This is a genomic window from Streptomyces sp. NPDC004435 (assembly GCF_042873895.1).
GTDB lineage: Bacteria > Actinomycetota > Actinomycetes > Streptomycetales > Streptomycetaceae > Streptomyces.
On the sequence record NZ_JBIAMB010000003.1, the window covers coordinates 412,167 to 427,625 of the forward strand.

Sequence of the window (15,459 nt, forward strand, 5' to 3'; positions counted from 1 at the left end):
TCTAATCCTCTAAGGCGCTTAGTATTCACCAGCTCGCGCGCTCGGGCGACCGGCCGCACCGGCCCGCCGCCCGGGCAACCACCCGATGAAGAGGGAGTTCCGCCGTGCCGTCGCACCGCCGCCCGAGGCAGCCGCACCCCCGCTACGCCGGTGTCGTGACCGCCACGGCGGCCGCCGCCGTGGCCCTCTCCACCCAGCAGGCCACGGCCGATCCGCTCCCCGATCCCACCAAGAAGGGCGTCCAGGCGCAGGTGGACCGCCTGTACGAGGAGGCGACCCAGGCGACGGAGAAGTACAACGGCGCCAAGGAGCGCGCCGACGCGCTCCGCCGGGAGGTCGGCATCCTCCAGGACGGCGTGGCACGCAAGCAGGCCGGGCTGAACGAACTCCGCGACCGCATCGGCCTGCTGGCGGCCGGTCAGTACCGCGCCGGCGGGATCGATCCGGCGCTCCGCCTCTTCCTCTCCGCGGACCCCGACGCGTACCTCGACCGCGCCGCGGCGCTCGACCGGGCCGGCGAACGGCAGACGGCGACGCTCCGCCGCTTCCTCGACGAACAGCGTGTCCTGCGGCAGCAGCGCGGCGAGGCCCAGGACCGGCTGGGCGACCTCGGCGCCGTCCAGCGCGAACTGGGCGACCGGAAGGGCGAGATCCAGGGGAAGCTGCGCGAGGCGCGGCGGCTGCTGAACACCCTGTCGGAGAAGGAGCGGGCACGGATCGCCGAGGCGGAGCAGCGCGCGAACCGGGCGAGCGCGCGGGTGGAGCTGGGCGACCGGCCGGCGGCCTCGGGGCGGGCGGCGGACGCGTTCGCCGCGGCGAAGAGCCGGGTCGGGCTGCCCTACGTGTGGGGTGCGAGCGGCCCGTCGTCCTTCGACTGCTCGGGGCTCACCTCGTGGGCGTTCCGCCAGGCGAACGTCTCGATCCCGCGCACCTCGCAGGCGCAGGCCGCCGCCGGGACCCGTGTCGACCGGCTCGCGGACCTGCGCCCCGGGGACCTCGTCGTGATGCGCACGGACCTCAGCCACATCGGCTTCTACGCCGGCAACGGCCAGATCCTCCACTCCCCGAAGCCCGGCGCCCAGGTCCGCTACGAGTCGATCGCCCGCAGCGGCATGCCCTTCATGTGGGGCGTGCGCATCGGCTGACGGCACCCGGACCCGTCGTGCACGACGGCAGGTCAGCGGCCCGGGCCCTCCTGACACTTCGTGTCTCCGTTCGCCCCCGGGCTCCGACTCTCCACGCCCCACTTCTATACCACCAGGGGGTATGTGATCCCTTGGCCGGTCGGGGTCTGCGCCACCCTTCACGGCCGGAAGGCGTCCATGGCACCGCGTGCCTGGTGGGAGGCGACCGGGACGTCGGCTGGACGGAGGGCCCGGGGAGCTGAAAACCTCGGCGTTCGAGGACCCGATCACCGGTCCCGTACGTGCGCCGCCGCGAGGGGAGCGTGGCGCGGGCCCGTGATCGTCGCGTCCTCGATGGCGCGTCCGCCGCACCCGAACGCGCCGGCAACGCGAGGAGGAGGACCACCGATGACCGCCGCCCGGGAAGAACGGCTCCCGCTCGACGCCGCGAGCGTCGACAACGCGAGGACGACGCTGCTCCAGCTCCTCGCACGGGCGGGGGTGTACTCCGGTGACGCGGAGGAGCTGATCGGCCTGGTCGAGGCGGGCGCGCTCGCCGGCGCGCACGAGGCGCTGGCCGGCGCCGGACGGCAGGCCCCGCCCGGCAGCGGCGAGCCGTACGCCGCGGGCTGGCGCGACGGTTCACGGGCCGTCACCGAGGGGCTCGCGGGCCTCGCCGACCGGGCGCTCGGCGCCGCCGTCGACGCGGACTCCGCCGAGGACCCGGAGGACCGGCCGCGGGTCGGCCGGATGGAGGTCGAGCGGGCCAAGGTCGCGGTCGTCCCCCTGTACCTCTCCTTCACCGAGGAGTCGGACCTCGACCCCGAGGTCACCGAGCAGGTCCTCGCGGCGGTGCTCCGGACGATGGGGGTACGGCGGCGGGCCTCCTATCCGGGCCGGCTGACGGCCTTCGCGGCGGAGCACCGCGCCCACCTGGAACGTTTGTACGCCACGTACGGGCCGGGCAGCGCCATCGCCATCCACGGCCGCTACACCCTGGTCCACTCCCCCACGAGCCTCGCCGTCCTGGAGCGGCTCGCCGGCCGCCCCGCCGAGCTGCGCGACGAGTGGGACGCCGCCGAACTGCCGCCGGCCTGGCTGGACGGGCTCACGCGCGCGTGGGACGCGACGGCCTGACCCGCCGCCCCCGCTCACGGCCCCGGTGCGGCGTTCGGCCCACATCGTGATACCGCCCGGGTGCGATCCGTCACAACGGGGCCCGGGGAGGGGTGATCCTGTAGCACCGGAGGCGGGGGGCCCGCATAGGGTGTCGGCATGCCCAGAACTTCTCCGGCCCTTGCCCTCGACGCCCTCCTCGACGGCAACCGTCGCTTCGTCTCGGGCACGCCCGAGCACCCCAACCAGGACGCCGCCCGCCGCACCGAGCTGGCGCCCGGCCAGGACCCGTTCGCCGTGGTCCTCGGCTGCTCCGACTCCCGCCTCGCGGCCGAGATCATCTTCGACCGGGGCCTCGGCGACCTGTTCGTCGTCCGCACGGCGGGCCACGTCGTCGGCCCCGAGGTCCTCGGCAGCGTGGAGTACGGGACGAGCGTCCTCGGCGCCCGGCTGGTCGTCGTCCTCGGCCACGACTCCTGCGGCGCGGTCGCCGCGGCCCGCGCGGCCGTCGAGGAGGGCTTCGCCGCCACCGGCTTCGTGCGCGACGTGGTGGAGCGGGTGACCCCGAGCATCCTGGCCGCGAAGACCGCCGGCCTGACCGCGGACAGCGACATCATCGACGAGCACATCCGGCACACCGTGGACCTGCTGCTCGAACGCTCCCGCGTGCTCTCCGACCAGGTCGCGGCGGGCGAGACCGCCGTCATCGGCGTCGGCTACGAACTGGCCGGGGGCACCGCCCGCCTGGTCACCACCCGTGGCGCCGTCGTGGAGGAGGGCACTCCGGCGTGACCTCCCGCTTCGACTGCTCCGACCCCGACGCCCGCGCGGCGGGCCTCACCGAGGCCACCGCCGCGGTGCGCCGCGGCGAGCTGGTGGTCCTGCCGACGGACACCGTGTACGGCGTCGGGGCGGACGCCTTCGACCCGAAAGCGGTCGCCTCGCTGCTCGCCGCGAAGGGCCGCGGGCGCCACAAGCCCTCCCCCGTCCTGGTGGACTCGGCCGCCGCGCTCGGTGAGCTCACGGACGAACTCCCGGAAGCGGCAAGGGTGTTGATCGACGCCTTCTGGCCGGGTGGACTGACCCTGGTGGTCCGCCACCGTGCGTCCCTGGACTGGGACCTCGGCGAGAGCGGCGGCACGGTGGCCGTCCGGATGCCGGACCACCCGCTGACCCTGGAACTCCTCGCGGCGACGGGCCCGCTCGCGGTGTCCAGCGCCAACCTGACGGACCAGCCGTCTCCCCAGGACTGCGACGCCGCGCAGGGCATGCTCGGCGACTCCGTGGCGGTGTACCTCGACGGCGGCCGCACGGCGGGGGCCGTCTCGTCCTCCATCGTGGACCTCAGCGGCGACACCCCGGCGCTCGTCCGCGACGGCGTCCTGCCGCTCGCCGAACTCCGCGCCCTCGTACCGGACCTGATCGTCCGCTGACCCGCGGGACCGCGCCCCGGCGCCCCGGCACCCCGCGAGGGTGCCGGGGCGCGGTCTTTCCGAGCCGGAGGGACGCGTGGCGGGCGCGGAGCCGGGGACTACGGGCTCCGGGGTGCGCGGTACGGGCCGGGGGCTCCGGCGTGCGCGGGCCGCGCGGTGCGGGCCGGGGGCCGGGCGTCACCGCTCCGCGCGCCTCCGTCATGATCGGTCCATGCGAAGCGAGACCGCGCCGGACGGCGGCACCCCCGGCCTGACCCCGTACCAGGAGGGGCTGCGCCGACGGCTCCTGACCGCTCCGGTCGTCCCGGCGCCCGCGCCGTGGCGGAGCGTGTTCGACGGCAGCGCCGCCGTCGGCGGGCTCACCGGCATCGGCTTCGGCGTGGACCCCGCCACCGGCCACGACCTGGTGATGGTCGTGTCCTCCCAGGGGTACGGCGTCTTCGACGCGGTGACGGGCGAGCGGATCGCGCGGGACCGGGACCCGGAGGACGACGGGCCCGACGGCACGTCCGACCTGTCGTGCCCCTGGATCGGCCCGCTCGCCGGGCGACGGGTACGTGTCGCCGGGCTGTACGGCGGCGGGTTGCACAGCTCCGGCGGCGGCTGGTGCGTGGACGTCGAGGCGCCCGACTGGCCGCACCACCGGATCCTGCTGTCCTCCAACGGCGGCGACTGGCACCGGCCGCCGCACACCGAGGGCTGGTGGCACGTCCTGCACTCCACCTGGTCGACGCTGCGCGCCGCCGGCTTCTCCCCGACGGGGCGGACGCTCGCCGTCGCCACGTCCAGCGATCTGACCCTGTGGACGCGCGAACCCGCGTGAGGACCCGTCAGGCGTCGAGGACGGCGGCGACGGCCTCGATCTCGACGAGTTGCTCGTCGTACCCGAGCACGGTGACGCCCATCAGGGTGCTGGGCACGTCGTGCGCGCCGAAGGCGTCCCGCACCACCTCCCACGCGGTCACGAGATCGCTCCGGCGGGTCGACGCGACCAGCACCCGGGTGCTGATGACGTCCTCGACGCGGGCCCCGGCGTCCTTCAGCGCCGTGCGCAGGTTCTCGACACAGGCGGCCGCCTGGCCCGGGTAGTCCCCGACGGCGACGGTCGCGCCCTCGGCGTCGAGGGGGCAGGCGCCCGCCAGGAAGATCAGCCGGGCCCCGGCCGGTGCGGTCGCCGCGTACGCGTACTCGGCGACGCCGGACAGGGTGGCGGAACGGATGAGACGGACGGCACCGGACACGGGGATCCTCTCGACTGCGACGGCCCGGGGCCGCACCGGCCCCGGCCACGGGACCACATCACCCTCTCAGGCCTCCTCCGCCACCTCGACCGGATTTTCCCGTCCGCGTCCGGCCCGCGCGGTGCCACCGGCACCGGTCCTCGGCTCAGGTCGTGGGGTTCGGCCAGTGAGGGTGGAGGCGATCGATGCGGTAGGGGTGGGTGTGGCGGTGGTCCGGGTCCGTGGCGGCGGCCATGTGGGGGTGACCCGGCGGGAGTTCGGGGTGGGCGTGCTCCCACTCGTCCGGGTCGGCGCGCGGCCAGAGGCGGGCGGCGGTCAGGGTCGCGGACAGGGCGACGGCGGTGAGGGCGGCGGCGGAGGCGGCGGGGCCCGCACCGGCGGTGAGCCAGCCGGCGAGCGGGTAGGTGAGCAGCCAGCAGGCGTGGGAGAGGGAGAAGCGGGCGGCGAAGACGGCGGGCAGGTCGGGGTCGGCGGCGGACCGGCGCAGCAGTCTCCCGCCGGGGGTGAGGACCGCCGAGCCGGCCGCGCCGAGGCAGCACCAGAGGGCGAGCAGCGCGGGCCAGGCGGCCGTCGAGTGCGCTCCGGGACGGCCGGAGACGAGTCCGGCGGTGAGCACGGCGAGCGCGGTGGCGAGGACGCCGGCGGCGGGGAGCATGACGGCGCGGTCACCCGTACGGCCCAACAGGCGCGGGAGGAGCAGGGCCGCGCCCATGGAGCCCGCACCGTACGCGGCGAGGGCGAGGGAGACGTCGCGCGGCGGGCGTGCCAGGCCGTCCTGGACGAGGACGACCGTCCCGACGAGGACCAGGGCACCGGCGGCGGCGACGGCCAGGTCGAGGGCGAGCAGGGCGCGCAGCCGGGGCGTGGCGAGCAGGAGCCGGACGCCGGGGATCCGTGCCCCCGGAGGGCCGGCCGGGTCCTCCGGCGGGAGGCGCAGGGGCAGGACGAGGAGCGCCGAGACGAGGAACCCGGCCGCGGTGCCGGTGAACAGCCGGTCGTACGGGACGAAGGCCAGGAGTGCGGCGGCGAGGACCGGGCTGGCGAGGCTCTCCAGGTCGTGAGCGAGCCGGGAGAGGGCGAGGGCCCGGGTGTAGTCGCGCTCCTCGGGCAGGACGCGCGGGATCGTCGCCTGGAAGACGGGGGTGAAGACGGCCGAGGCCGCCTGGAGCAGCAGCACGAGCGCGTACACCTGCCAGACCCGGTCCACGAAGGGCAGGGCCAGGGCGGTGACGAGGCGTACGAGGTCGGCCCCGACGAGCAGGGCCCGGCGCGGCACCCGGCGGGCCAGCAGCCCGGCGAGCGGGGCCAGGCCGACGTACGCCGCCATCTTGAGCGCGAGCGCGGTGCCGAGCACGGCGGACGCGTGGGCGCCGGCGAGGTCGTACGCGAGGAGGGCGAGGGCGACGGTCGCGAGGCCCGTGCCGGTGAGGGCGACGGCCTGGGCGAGGAAGAGGTGCCGGTAGGTGCGGTCGCGCAGGACGGACAGCATGGGGACGCCCTCGGTCGGCGGTCGGGTGCGGCCCCCTCACGGTAACCGACATGTGCACGCGTGCGCACATGTCGACGGGTGGAAGTGTGGGCCTTCCGGCTCCTCAGTCGTGCCAGGGCTCGCCCGTCACCACGTGGTCCGCCCTGTTCAGGGCCTCGACGACGAGCCGCTTGAGATGTCCGTCCGGCAGCGCGTACACCATCCGCCGCCCGTCCTTGCGCGCCTGGACCAGCCCGCCGAGCCGCAGCTTGGCCAGGTGCTGGCTGACCGCCGGCCGCGCGGCCCCGCACGCCTCCGTCAGCGCGCCGACGTCGGCGTCGCCGCGCGTGAGCACCCACAGCAGCTGGAGCCGGGTGGGGTCGCTGAGCAGCCCGAACACCTCGGCCGCCGCCGCGAGCTCCGGCGCCCCGGGCGTCCGGGGATGGACGGGGGACACGGCCTGTTCGCGTACGGGATCCGCCATGCCCCCATCGTAGGGAGGCGGGGCGGGGCCGGGCCCGGGAGGGAGGGGCCGGGTGTCCGCGGATCGGGACGGGTGACCGATCCGTGGACCGCCGTGCACGAGCACAGGCTCTCGGGTGAGGATGCTGCCGAAGGCCGGTCCATGGCCGGGAGCGAGGAGAGACGACGATGACCATCGAGTGGCGCTACACCATCCACCCCGGGCTCGGCGTGCTCTCCCTGGCCGGCTTCCTCGGCCAGGAGGCCGTGGGGCGGTTCCAGGGAGCCGTCGGCTGGGCCGTCGCGCGCGGCACCGGGCCCGTGGTGCTGGATCTGACCGGGCTGCGCGGGTGGTCCGACGGCGGCCGCCTCGCCGTGTCCGAGGCCGCGTCGCGGCTCGCCGCCGAGGGGCGCGGGCTGGAACTCGCCGCCGTGCCCGAGGGCGGGGCGGACGGCGGCTTCGAGGACGGCCCGGCCGTCATCACGGTCCACGGCGACCTCGCCGCCGCGCTCGCCGCCCACCGGGACCGGGGCATCGAGGAACGCGAATGGCGCAGTGACGCCTGGCCCGGGAGCGCCTGAGCGGCCCGAACGGACCCGAGGGACCCGAGCGGACCCGGCCCTCGGTCCGGTCCGGTCGGATCCGACCCACCCCGCCCCTCCCTGACTGAGGCGGCCCGCGCCCGACCCGACGCGAACCACCCCCTTCGGCGCCCCCGCGCGGTCGCTCAGAACCAGTGCAGGCAGTGCGGCGGGCGGTCCGTGCGGAAGAGGGCGTCGGCCCGTGCGGCCGCGTCCGGGTGGTGGGCGCGCACGTGTCCGGCGCGTACGAGGGTGCTGGGCGCCGTGCCGCCGAGGTAGACCGAGCCGAGGTCGCTCACGTCCAGGGACAGGTCGGGGTCGCGGTCCGTGGGGACGCAGTCGGCCTTGCCGTCCCGGACCGTCAGCAGGTGCCGGCCGCGTTCGCCCAGGAACTCGTCCTCGACGTCGAGGACCAGTTCGCCGTCCGTGAGCCAGCCGCCGCGCGCGGTGAGCGCGCGCGGGACGTCGAGCAGGCGGACCCAGAGCCAGTCGGTGTCGTGGCTCGCCTCGGCGGCGCGGTAGTCCGCGAACCGGTGGCGCAGCGGATGGTCCGCCGGGACGTGCTTGAGGACCACCTCGGTGACGAGGTCGTGGGCGAGGGCGAAGGCGGCCAGTGCCGCGAAGACCTCGTCGTCGCCGGTGACGATCTCGTCGACCGTCAGGGTGCCGGAGTCCAGGGAGTAGGAGGCGTACCCGTCCGGGCTCCCCTCGGCGTCCCGGTGGACGGCGACGTAGCGCGGCGGGGAGCCGACCGGGGGCTGCCCCGCGCCCAGGGCCCACCAGTGGTGCGGTCGGGAGAGCGCGCCGGGCCGGGAGCGGCGGTAGCGGTCGTAGACCTCTTCGAGGAGCGGGCCGCAGTCGGCCCGCCGGAGCAGTTCGACCGATCCCGCGTCGCGCGTCGCCGCCCCGCTGTCCGCGCCGCCCGCGCGGGGGCGCGCGAAGGCTCCGCGGTGGCGGGGGACGGTCAGCCGCCCGGTGGAGGTCGCGGGGCCGTAGCCGAACCGGCGGTAGATGACGGCCTCGGAGGCCAGCAGCACGGAGAGGACTTCGCCCCGGGCCCGCAGTTCGGCGAGCTGATGCCGCATCAGTGCGCTGAGCACGCCCTGGCGTCGGTGCGTGGGCACGACCCCCACGGCGGTCACGCCGGAGACCGGGACCACGGTCTCGCCGGGCAGGGTGAGCTCGAAGGTGTACGCGCCGGCGGTGCCGACGGGGCGCCCGTCCGGGGCGACGGCCATCAGGTTCCGGTCCATTTCGAGGGCCGACCACCAGGCCCCGCCGCCGTTCGCGCGCGGGTGCTCCGCGAAGAGGCCGAAGGCGGAGAGCATGGTGTCGACGAAGACGGCACGGTCCTCTTCGGTGGTGGGACGGATCTCCATCGTCGGCGCTGCCTCCTCGGGTCGGCGCCACCGCTCCGTGGCGCCCGGCCCCCCAGTGCAGCGGGAGCGCCGAGGCCCGGTCAAACGAATTACGGGAGGCTCGGCACGCCCACGGCCGGCGGGCCGAACACCCCTCCGGGCGCGGTCAGTCGAGGCAGAACTCGTTGCCCTCGATGTCCCGCATCGCGATGCAGGACTCGTTCTCGCCGTCGGCGTACAGCGTGTAGTCGTGCACGGCGCCGAGCGCGACCAGGCGCGCGCATTCCGCCTCCAGGACGGCCAGCCGCTCCGCTCCGACGAGTCCGGTGCCGGCCCTCACGTCGAGGTGGACCCGGTTCTTGGCGACCTTGCCCTCGGGGACGCGCTGGAAGAAGAGTCTCGGCGCACCGTCCACCGGGTCGATCCAGGCCCACTCAGCGCCCCGCCGTCCGGGCTCCGTGCGGTCGAACTCCTCCCAGGAGGCGAACCCCTCCGGCGGTGGGGCCGATTCGTACCCCAGCACCGAGCGCCAGAAGCGGGCGACCCGCTCGGGTTCCGCACAGTCGAAGGTGATCTGGACCTGCTTGATCGACAACATCGCGCCATCATAGGGCGGGGGTTCCGGCGCCCCCAGGCATTTTCGCGCGGCCCGGGATGCCCCTGTGAAGCCGATCACGGTGAGGGGGCGGCGCCGCGTCCGTACGGAACGATGAGCGGATGGACGCTCGCTTCCTCGGCATCTCCGCACTCGGCGAAGGCCCTTCCGGGGCCACGCCCGCGACCTCCTCCGCGGCCACCGCCCCGACCCCGCCCGCGGCCTCGCTCGCAGTCCCGTCCGCAGCCCCGTCCGCGGCCTCGCTCGCAGTCCCGTCCGCAGCCCCGTCCGCGGCCCCGCTCGCAGTCCCGTCCGCAGCCCCGCCCGCAGTCCCTTCCGTGGCGGTCGTCGTGGACGTGATGCGCGCCTACACCGTGGCGGCCTGGGCCTTCGCACGGGGCGCGGAGAAGATCGTCCTCGCCGCGTCACTGGACGACGCGCTCGCCCTCCGGTCGCGCCACCCGGAGTGGGTGGCGCTCAAGGACGGGCCGCCCGCGCCCGGCTTCGGCCTCGTCAACTCGCCGGGTCTGCTCCGCTCCGCCGACCTCACCGGGCGGACGGTCGTGCAGAAGACCACGGCGGGGACGGTCGGCGCCCTCGCGGTGAAGGACGCGGACCTCGTGCTGTGCGCGGGGTTCGTGGTGGCGGAGGCGACCGCCCGGGTGCTGCGCGAGCGCGGGTCCGGATCGGTGACGTTCGTGGTCACGGGCGAGGACGGCCGGGCGGACGAGGATCTGGCCTGCGCCGAGTACATCGCCGGCCGGACCGTCGAACCCGGCACGGACGCCGCCCCGTTCCTCCACCGCGCCGCCGCGTCGCGCGCCGCCGTCGAGCTGGCGACGGGGGTGCGCGAGGGCGCCCACCCCGACGACGTGACCCTCTGCCTGGAGCTCGACCGGTTCCCGTTCGCCATGGTGGCGGCCCTGGAGGACTCCCTCATGGTCCTGCGCCCGCACCCCGCGCCCTCCGTGGCCGGCGGCGCCCCGGAGTGAGCGAGGCGCGCCCGGTCGCAGCGTCCCAGCCACCTCTCCGGCGTTCAGATCTGCGAACAGCAATCACATACCCGCATATTGACGCGTCTTCGGCACGCGCCCTAGCGTCGGCGCGAGCACACCGAGAAAGCGCTTTCCCCACTGTGTCCGAGCCGCCTCCCCCACCAGGAGACACCGATGCGCACCCCTTCCCTCGCCGTGAGCGTGGGCCTCGTCGCCGGCACCCTCGTCGCGCTGTCCGCCGCCGGCGGAGCACAGGCCGCGACGGCCCGGTACGAGGCCGAGTCCTCGCCCGCCGTCTGCACCGGCACGATCGACTCCGACTGGACCGGTTTCTCCGGCAGCGGCTTCTGCAACGGCACTAACGCCGTCGGCGCGGCCGCCCAGTTCACCGTGGCGGCGTCCGCCGCAGGGTCCGCGACGCTCACCGTGCGGTTCGCCAACGGCGCGACCACCGCCCGTCCCGCCGACGTCGTCGTCAACGGCACGACCGTGGCGGCCGGGGCGTCCTTCGAGTCCACCGGCGCCTGGACCGGGTGGACGTCGAAGACCTTCACGGTGCCGGTCGCGGCCGGGAACAACACCGTCCGGCTGAGCCCGACGACCGCCGCCGGGCTGCCCAACGTCGACCACGTCGAGCTCACCACCGCGGACACCCCGCCCCCCTCCGGCACCGCGCTCCACGTCTCGCCGACCGGCACCGCGGGCGCCTCCGGCACCCTGGCCGATCCGACGACGCGGGCCTCCGCGATCACCCGGGTCGGCGCGGGCGGCACGATCTACCTGCGCGGCGGCACGTACGCGCACGCGCAGACGGTGACCGTCGCCCCCGGCAACAACGGCACCTCGGCCGCCCGCAAGACCATCGCCGCCTACCCCGGCGAGACGCCGGTCCTCGACTTCTCCGCGATGGCCGAGTCCTCGTCCAACCGGGGACTCGCCCTGAACGGCGACTTCTGGCACGTGAAGGGCCTGATCGTCCAGCGCGCCGGGGACAACGGCATCTACGTCGGCGGCAGCGACAACGTGATCGAGCGCACGGTCACCCGCTTCAACCGGGACACCGGCCTCCAGCTGGGGCGGATCGCCTCCTCGACTCCGCGCGACCGGTGGCCGGCCCGCAACCTCATGGTGAGCGTCGAGTCGCACGACAACGCCGACACGGCGGGCGAGAACGCCGACGGCTTCGCCGCCAAGCTGACCACCGGGCCGGGGAACGTGTTCCGGTACGCGGTCGCCCACCACAACATCGACGACGGCTGGGACCTCTACACCAAGCCGGACACCGGCCCGATCGACCCGGTGACGGTCGAGTACTCGCTGGCGTACACCAACGGCACCCTCTCCGACGGCACCGTGAACGCCAACGGCGACCGCAACGGCTACAAGCTCGGCGGGGAGTCCATCGCCGTCGACCACGTGGTGCGGCGCAGCATCGCGTACCGCAACGGCAAGCACGGCTTCACCTACAACAGCAACCCGGGCTCGCTGAAGGTCTCCGAGAACGTCTCGGTCGACAACGCGCAGCGCAACTACACCTTCGAGGCCGGCACCTCCGTCTTCCGCGGCAACACCTCCTGCCGGAGCACGAGCGGCGGCACCAACGACAAGCTGGTGGGTGACGCGGACGCCACCAACCAGTTCTGGACCGGCGCGAACGGCTCGCGCTGCGCGAACTACGGCGGCGCGCTCGGCTGGTCCTTCGCCTCGAACGGCTCGCTCGCCGTCACCTTCGGGGGCAGGCCCGTCACCTGGTGACCGCGAACCGCGCGTCCGTGCCCGGCCGTTCAGGCGCGGGCGCGCAGTTCCCTGCCCAGGGCGTACGCGGCCCCCAGGTCGTCCCCGTCGTAGGCGGCGCGGGCGAGGGCGCGCAGCCCGGGGCTCGCGTTGACGGCGACGGTGTGCCGGAGGGCGGAGAAGAGCGGCACGTCGGAGCCGGAGTCGCCGTAGGCCACGCAGGAGTCCCGGTCGAGGCCGGCGGCGGTACGGAACCGGTCGACGGCGGTCACCTTGTCCTCGGGGACGAGGATCCCGGCCGGGTCGGGCGCGGTCCGGAAGGGCGGCGGCGGGAAGCCCGAGGCGACCACGTCGTCGACGCCGAGGCCGCGGAGCCGGCCGGCGAAGAAGTCCGGCGACAGGGTGACGACAAGGGCCAGGTCGCCCCGGCTCCGGATGTCCGCCAGGACCTCGGCGAGCCCGCCGATCCACGGCGCTCCGTCGAACGCCTCGGTGACGAGCTCCGGGGTCAGCTCGCCCCACAGTCCGTACAGCGCGGCGGCGAAGCCACGGGTGTCGATGACGCCGGCGGCGAACTCGGCCTCCAGGAGGCGGAGTTCGTCCAGGCAGCCGAGCCGGGCCGCGATCTCCAGACCGGCCGAGCTGTCCCGCAGCAGCGTGCCGTCCATGTCGAAGACGTGCAGCAGCCGTCCGTCCATCACCGTCTCCTCCGGGGTCCGGGAGCCAGCGTACGCGGTGGGGTGGCCGGCTGCCGAGGCGCGATGGCGAGGCAAGACCGCCGGGACCGGTCCTGACCTGCACGTACGCCGTTCGGCCCCGCGGGTCCCGGAGGTCGGGGCCGGACCGTGCGACCCGCACCGCCGGGACCCGTGCGGCCCGGACCGCCGGGACCCGTGCGGCCCGCACCGCCGGACCCGTGCGGCCCGGACCGTCCCCCCTTCCCCGCCTGATCCCCGGGCGCCCGGTACCGTTCTCCCGGCTCGGAGGAGGAGGGGGACATGGCTGCGGCGAAGCCCGACGAGGTGGTCGGCCCGCTCGACCGGGGGCTCGCCGTGCTGCGGTCCGTGGCCGCCGGTCCCGACGGGCGCCGGGGGCTCGGGGAGATCGCCCGGGAGACCGGGCTCGCCCGGTCCACGGTCGACCGGATCGCCACCACGCTCAGTGTCCTCGGCGTGCTGCGCGCCGAGGGACGCGACCTGCTGCTCGCCCCCGGCGCCGCCGTGATCGGCAACGCCTATCTCGACCACTGCGGGCTGCCCGAGCTGCTCGGCCCGCACGCCGCCGCGCTCGCCGACCTCCTCGACGCGCCGGTGTCGCTCGCCGTCCCCGACGGCGACGGCGTCCGCTTCCTCACCCAGGCGGCCCGGCGCCGCGCCATGGCGATCTCCTTCCGCCCCGGTGACCTGCTGCCGGCCGAACGCTGCGCGCCCGGCGCCCTGTTCGCCGCCGAGTGGGACGCGGAGCGCTTCGCCGCGTGGCGGGAGCGGGGCACGGGGACGCGTCCGGACGACTTCGGCTTCGCGGACCGGGTGCGGCGGGCCCGCGAGCGCGGGGTGGCCGTCGACGACCAGCTGATCGAGCCGGGCCTGGTCTCGGTCGCCCGGCCGGTACGGGACCCGGGGGGCGCGGTGGTCTGCGCGGTCGGCGTCGCCGGCCACACCAGCCGGCACGACGCCGCGGCCCTGGAGGCACTGGCCCTGCCGGCGCTGACCCGGACCGCCGCCGCGATGGAGGAGGCGCTCGCCTCCGCCACCGGACGCCCGGCCCCCGCCGGTCCCCTCACCGGCGTCGACGGCCCCGCCCTCAAGGCGGAGCTGGGCTCCGGCTTCCTCCAGTCGCTCGCCCGGGGCCTCGACGTGCTGCGCGCCTTCGGAGCCGTACGCGGCCCGGCCCGGCTCACCGAGCTGGCCCGGCTCTCCGGGCTGCCCAGGGCGACCGCCCGCCGCTCCCTGCTCACCCTGCGCCACCTGGGACACGTGCGCGAGGAGCCCGCGGGTTTCGTCCTCCTCCCCCGCGTCCTCGAACTCGGCCACGCCCGGCTCTCCGCCCTCACGCTCCCCGAGATCGCCACCCCGCACCTGGTCCGGCTCGTCAGGACCGTCCGGGAGTCGGCGTCGGTGGCGGTGCTCGACGGCGACGACATCCGGTACGTGGCGCGGGTCGCGGGCAGCCGGCTCCTGCACATCGACATCGTGGTGGGCACCCGCCTGCCCGCCTACGCCACCTCCATGGGCCGGGTGCTGCTGGGGGCGCTGCCGGAGGCCGAGCGGGACGCCCGGCTCGGGAGGATCGTCCCGGAGGCCCTGACGCCCCGGACCCTGACCGGGGTCGCGGAGCTGCGCGAGGTGGTCGCGACGACCGCCGGGCGGGGTTTCGGGTGGGTGGAGGAGGAGCTGGAGGAGGGCCTGCGGTCGATCGCGGTGCCGGTCCGCGACGGCGCCGGCCGGGTGGTCGCGGCGCTCAACGTGGCGCTCGCCGCGGGCCGTTCGTCCCCGGAGGAGAGCCTGGCGACGCTCCTGCCGCAGCTGCGGGACACGGCGGGCCGGATCTCGGCCGATCTGGCGTCGGTGGGACGCCACGCTCCGGTGGCCACCGGCTGACATACCGTCAAAGACGCTTCTCCCGCCCTCGTTCCGCGGAGGCCGCGGCGTCCGGGTGGAGCGTCTCCAGCGCCGTCAGCAGGAGTTCCAGGGCGAAGGGGTAGCCGCTCCGGGTCATGTCGGCGGCGAGGAGGGGGTACGTCGCCGCGATGTGCGGGTGCGTCTCGGGCGTGAGCCGGCCGTAGACCTCGCTCCAGACCTCGGTGTCCGCCGCGCCCGCGGCCTCCGGCAGCGCGGCGGCCGCCGCGTCCTGGGCGGCGAAGGCCAGGGCCTGGTCGACGAAGGCGTGGTAGGCGCGGACCGCCAGGGCGTCCGGGAAGCCGCCGTCGCGCAGGATGCCGAGGATCTTCTCGACCGCGCGCGTCTCGTTCGGCCCGCCCGTCGTCCGGTGCGCCGCCAGCAGCGCGGCCTGGGGCTGGGCGACGTAGCAGCCGTGGATCCGCCGCCCCATCGCACGCAGATCGGTCCGCCAGTCGCCGCTCGCCTCCCAGCCCTCCTGCGCCCGGCCGATGACCTCGTCGGCGATCGCGATGAGCAGGGCGTCGGTGTTGCGGAAGTAGCGGTAGAGGGCGCTGGGGTCGGCGCCGAGGGCGGCGCCCAGCCTGCGGACGGAGAGGGCTTCGGCGCCGTGCCGGGCCACCAGGCGCAACGCGGTGTCGATGATGAGCCGTTCGGAGAGGACGGCGCCCTGCTTGGTGGGCCGGCGGCGCTGCCGGCTTCCTTCGGGTACGACGCGAGCGGACATGGCCGG

At 75.6% G+C, this 15,459-nt stretch carries 16 protein-coding genes; 9 read left to right on the forward strand and 7 right to left on the reverse strand.

Features of this window, described 5'->3' with window-relative positions; translation table 11 throughout:
- Positions 1 to 104: 104 nt before the first annotated feature.
- The 5 genes from ACFYT9_RS07570 to ACFYT9_RS07590 all read left to right on the forward strand — a co-directional run bounded on the left by ACFYT9_RS07570 (position 105) and on the right by ACFYT9_RS07590 (position 4,496).
- Positions 105 to 1,145: an NlpC/P60 family protein gene (locus ACFYT9_RS07570; protein WP_389161588.1), complete on the forward strand. Its 1,041-nt coding sequence runs from the start codon at positions 105 to 107 to the stop codon at positions 1,143 to 1,145.
- A 387-nt stretch (positions 1,146 to 1,532) separates the two neighbouring features.
- Positions 1,533 to 2,261: a hypothetical protein gene (locus ACFYT9_RS07575; RefSeq protein WP_376604719.1), complete on the forward strand. Its 729-nt coding sequence runs from the start codon at positions 1,533 to 1,535 to the stop codon at positions 2,259 to 2,261.
- 138 nt (positions 2,262 to 2,399) lie between these two features.
- The gene (locus ACFYT9_RS07580; RefSeq protein ID WP_376604718.1) at positions 2,400 to 3,032 is read left to right on the forward strand and encodes a carbonic anhydrase; all 633 of its coding nucleotides are present in this window, start codon (positions 2,400 to 2,402) and stop codon (positions 3,030 to 3,032) included.
- A complete protein-coding gene (locus tag ACFYT9_RS07585; RefSeq protein ID WP_389161589.1) occupies positions 3,029 to 3,673 on the forward strand; it encodes an L-threonylcarbamoyladenylate synthase in 645 nt (214 codons plus the stop codon). Before ACFYT9_RS07580 ends, ACFYT9_RS07585 begins: the two co-directional genes overlap by 4 nt.
- Positions 3,674 to 3,884: 211 nt before the next feature.
- Positions 3,885 to 4,496, forward strand: a complete 612-nt coding sequence (locus ACFYT9_RS07590; RefSeq protein WP_387271995.1) for a hypothetical protein — start codon at positions 3,885 to 3,887, stop codon at positions 4,494 to 4,496.
- Positions 4,497 to 4,503: 7 nt separating this feature from the next.
- On the opposite strand, the gene ACFYT9_RS07595 is transcribed toward ACFYT9_RS07590, so the two are convergent.
- The 3 genes from ACFYT9_RS07595 to ACFYT9_RS07605 all read right to left on the reverse strand — a co-directional run bounded on the left by ACFYT9_RS07595 (position 4,504) and on the right by ACFYT9_RS07605 (position 6,866).
- The gene (locus tag ACFYT9_RS07595; RefSeq protein WP_389161592.1) at positions 4,504 to 4,914 is read right to left on the reverse strand and encodes a RidA family protein; all 411 of its coding nucleotides are present in this window, start codon (positions 4,912 to 4,914) and stop codon (positions 4,504 to 4,506) included.
- 145 nt (positions 4,915 to 5,059) lie between these two features.
- Positions 5,060 to 6,403, reverse strand: coding sequence for an MFS transporter (locus tag ACFYT9_RS07600; RefSeq protein ID WP_389161594.1), 1,344 nt, complete (start codon positions 6,401 to 6,403; stop codon positions 5,060 to 5,062).
- Between the two features lie 103 nt (positions 6,404 to 6,506).
- Positions 6,507 to 6,866 carry an ArsR/SmtB family transcription factor gene (locus ACFYT9_RS07605; protein WP_376602495.1) on the reverse strand — a complete coding sequence of 120 codons (360 nt, stop codon included), beginning with the start codon at positions 6,864 to 6,866 and terminating at the stop codon, positions 6,507 to 6,509.
- 167 nt (positions 6,867 to 7,033) lie between these two features.
- Between ACFYT9_RS07605 and ACFYT9_RS07610 the strand changes: the two genes are divergently transcribed.
- A complete protein-coding gene (locus ACFYT9_RS07610) occupies positions 7,034 to 7,426 on the forward strand; it encodes an anti-sigma factor antagonist (protein ID WP_387271987.1) in 393 nt (130 codons plus the stop codon).
- 146 nt (positions 7,427 to 7,572) lie between these two features.
- On the opposite strand, the gene ACFYT9_RS07615 is transcribed toward ACFYT9_RS07610, so the two are convergent.
- A complete protein-coding gene (locus tag ACFYT9_RS07615) occupies positions 7,573 to 8,805 on the reverse strand; it encodes a GNAT family N-acetyltransferase (RefSeq protein ID WP_389161596.1) in 1,233 nt (410 codons plus the stop codon).
- A gap of 145 nt (positions 8,806 to 8,950) precedes the next feature.
- Positions 8,951 to 9,382, reverse strand: a complete 432-nt coding sequence (locus ACFYT9_RS07620; protein ID WP_376602498.1) for a VOC family protein — start codon at positions 9,380 to 9,382, stop codon at positions 8,951 to 8,953.
- Between the two features lie 335 nt (positions 9,383 to 9,717).
- On the opposite strand from ACFYT9_RS07620, the gene ACFYT9_RS07625 reads away from it, so the two are divergent.
- Both ACFYT9_RS07625 and ACFYT9_RS07630 read left to right on the forward strand, forming a co-directional pair.
- Entirely contained in the window at positions 9,718 to 10,371 is a 654-nt protein-coding gene (locus ACFYT9_RS07625; RefSeq protein ID WP_389161597.1) for a 2-phosphosulfolactate phosphatase, read from the forward strand.
- A 177-nt stretch (positions 10,372 to 10,548) separates the two neighbouring features.
- Positions 10,549 to 12,129: a carbohydrate-binding protein gene (locus tag ACFYT9_RS07630; protein ID WP_389161599.1), complete on the forward strand. Its 1,581-nt coding sequence runs from the start codon at positions 10,549 to 10,551 to the stop codon at positions 12,127 to 12,129.
- Positions 12,130 to 12,158: 29 nt separating this feature from the next.
- Here ACFYT9_RS07630 and ACFYT9_RS07635 read toward each other — a convergent pair whose 3' ends face one another.
- Positions 12,159 to 12,806 carry an HAD family hydrolase gene (locus ACFYT9_RS07635; protein WP_389161601.1) on the reverse strand — a complete coding sequence of 216 codons (648 nt, stop codon included), beginning with the start codon at positions 12,804 to 12,806 and terminating at the stop codon, positions 12,159 to 12,161.
- 300 nt (positions 12,807 to 13,106) lie between these two features.
- Here ACFYT9_RS07635 and ACFYT9_RS07640 point away from each other — a divergent pair, with 300 nt between their 5' ends.
- Positions 13,107 to 14,708, forward strand: a complete 1,602-nt coding sequence (locus ACFYT9_RS07640; protein WP_389161602.1) for an IclR family transcriptional regulator C-terminal domain-containing protein — start codon at positions 13,107 to 13,109, stop codon at positions 14,706 to 14,708.
- 7 nt (positions 14,709 to 14,715) lie between these two features.
- Here the strand turns inward: ACFYT9_RS07640 and ACFYT9_RS07645 are convergent, their stop codons facing one another.
- A complete protein-coding gene (locus ACFYT9_RS07645) occupies positions 14,716 to 15,453 on the reverse strand; it encodes a TetR/AcrR family transcriptional regulator (RefSeq protein ID WP_389161603.1) in 738 nt (245 codons plus the stop codon).
- Positions 15,454 to 15,459: the final 6 nt, after the last annotated feature.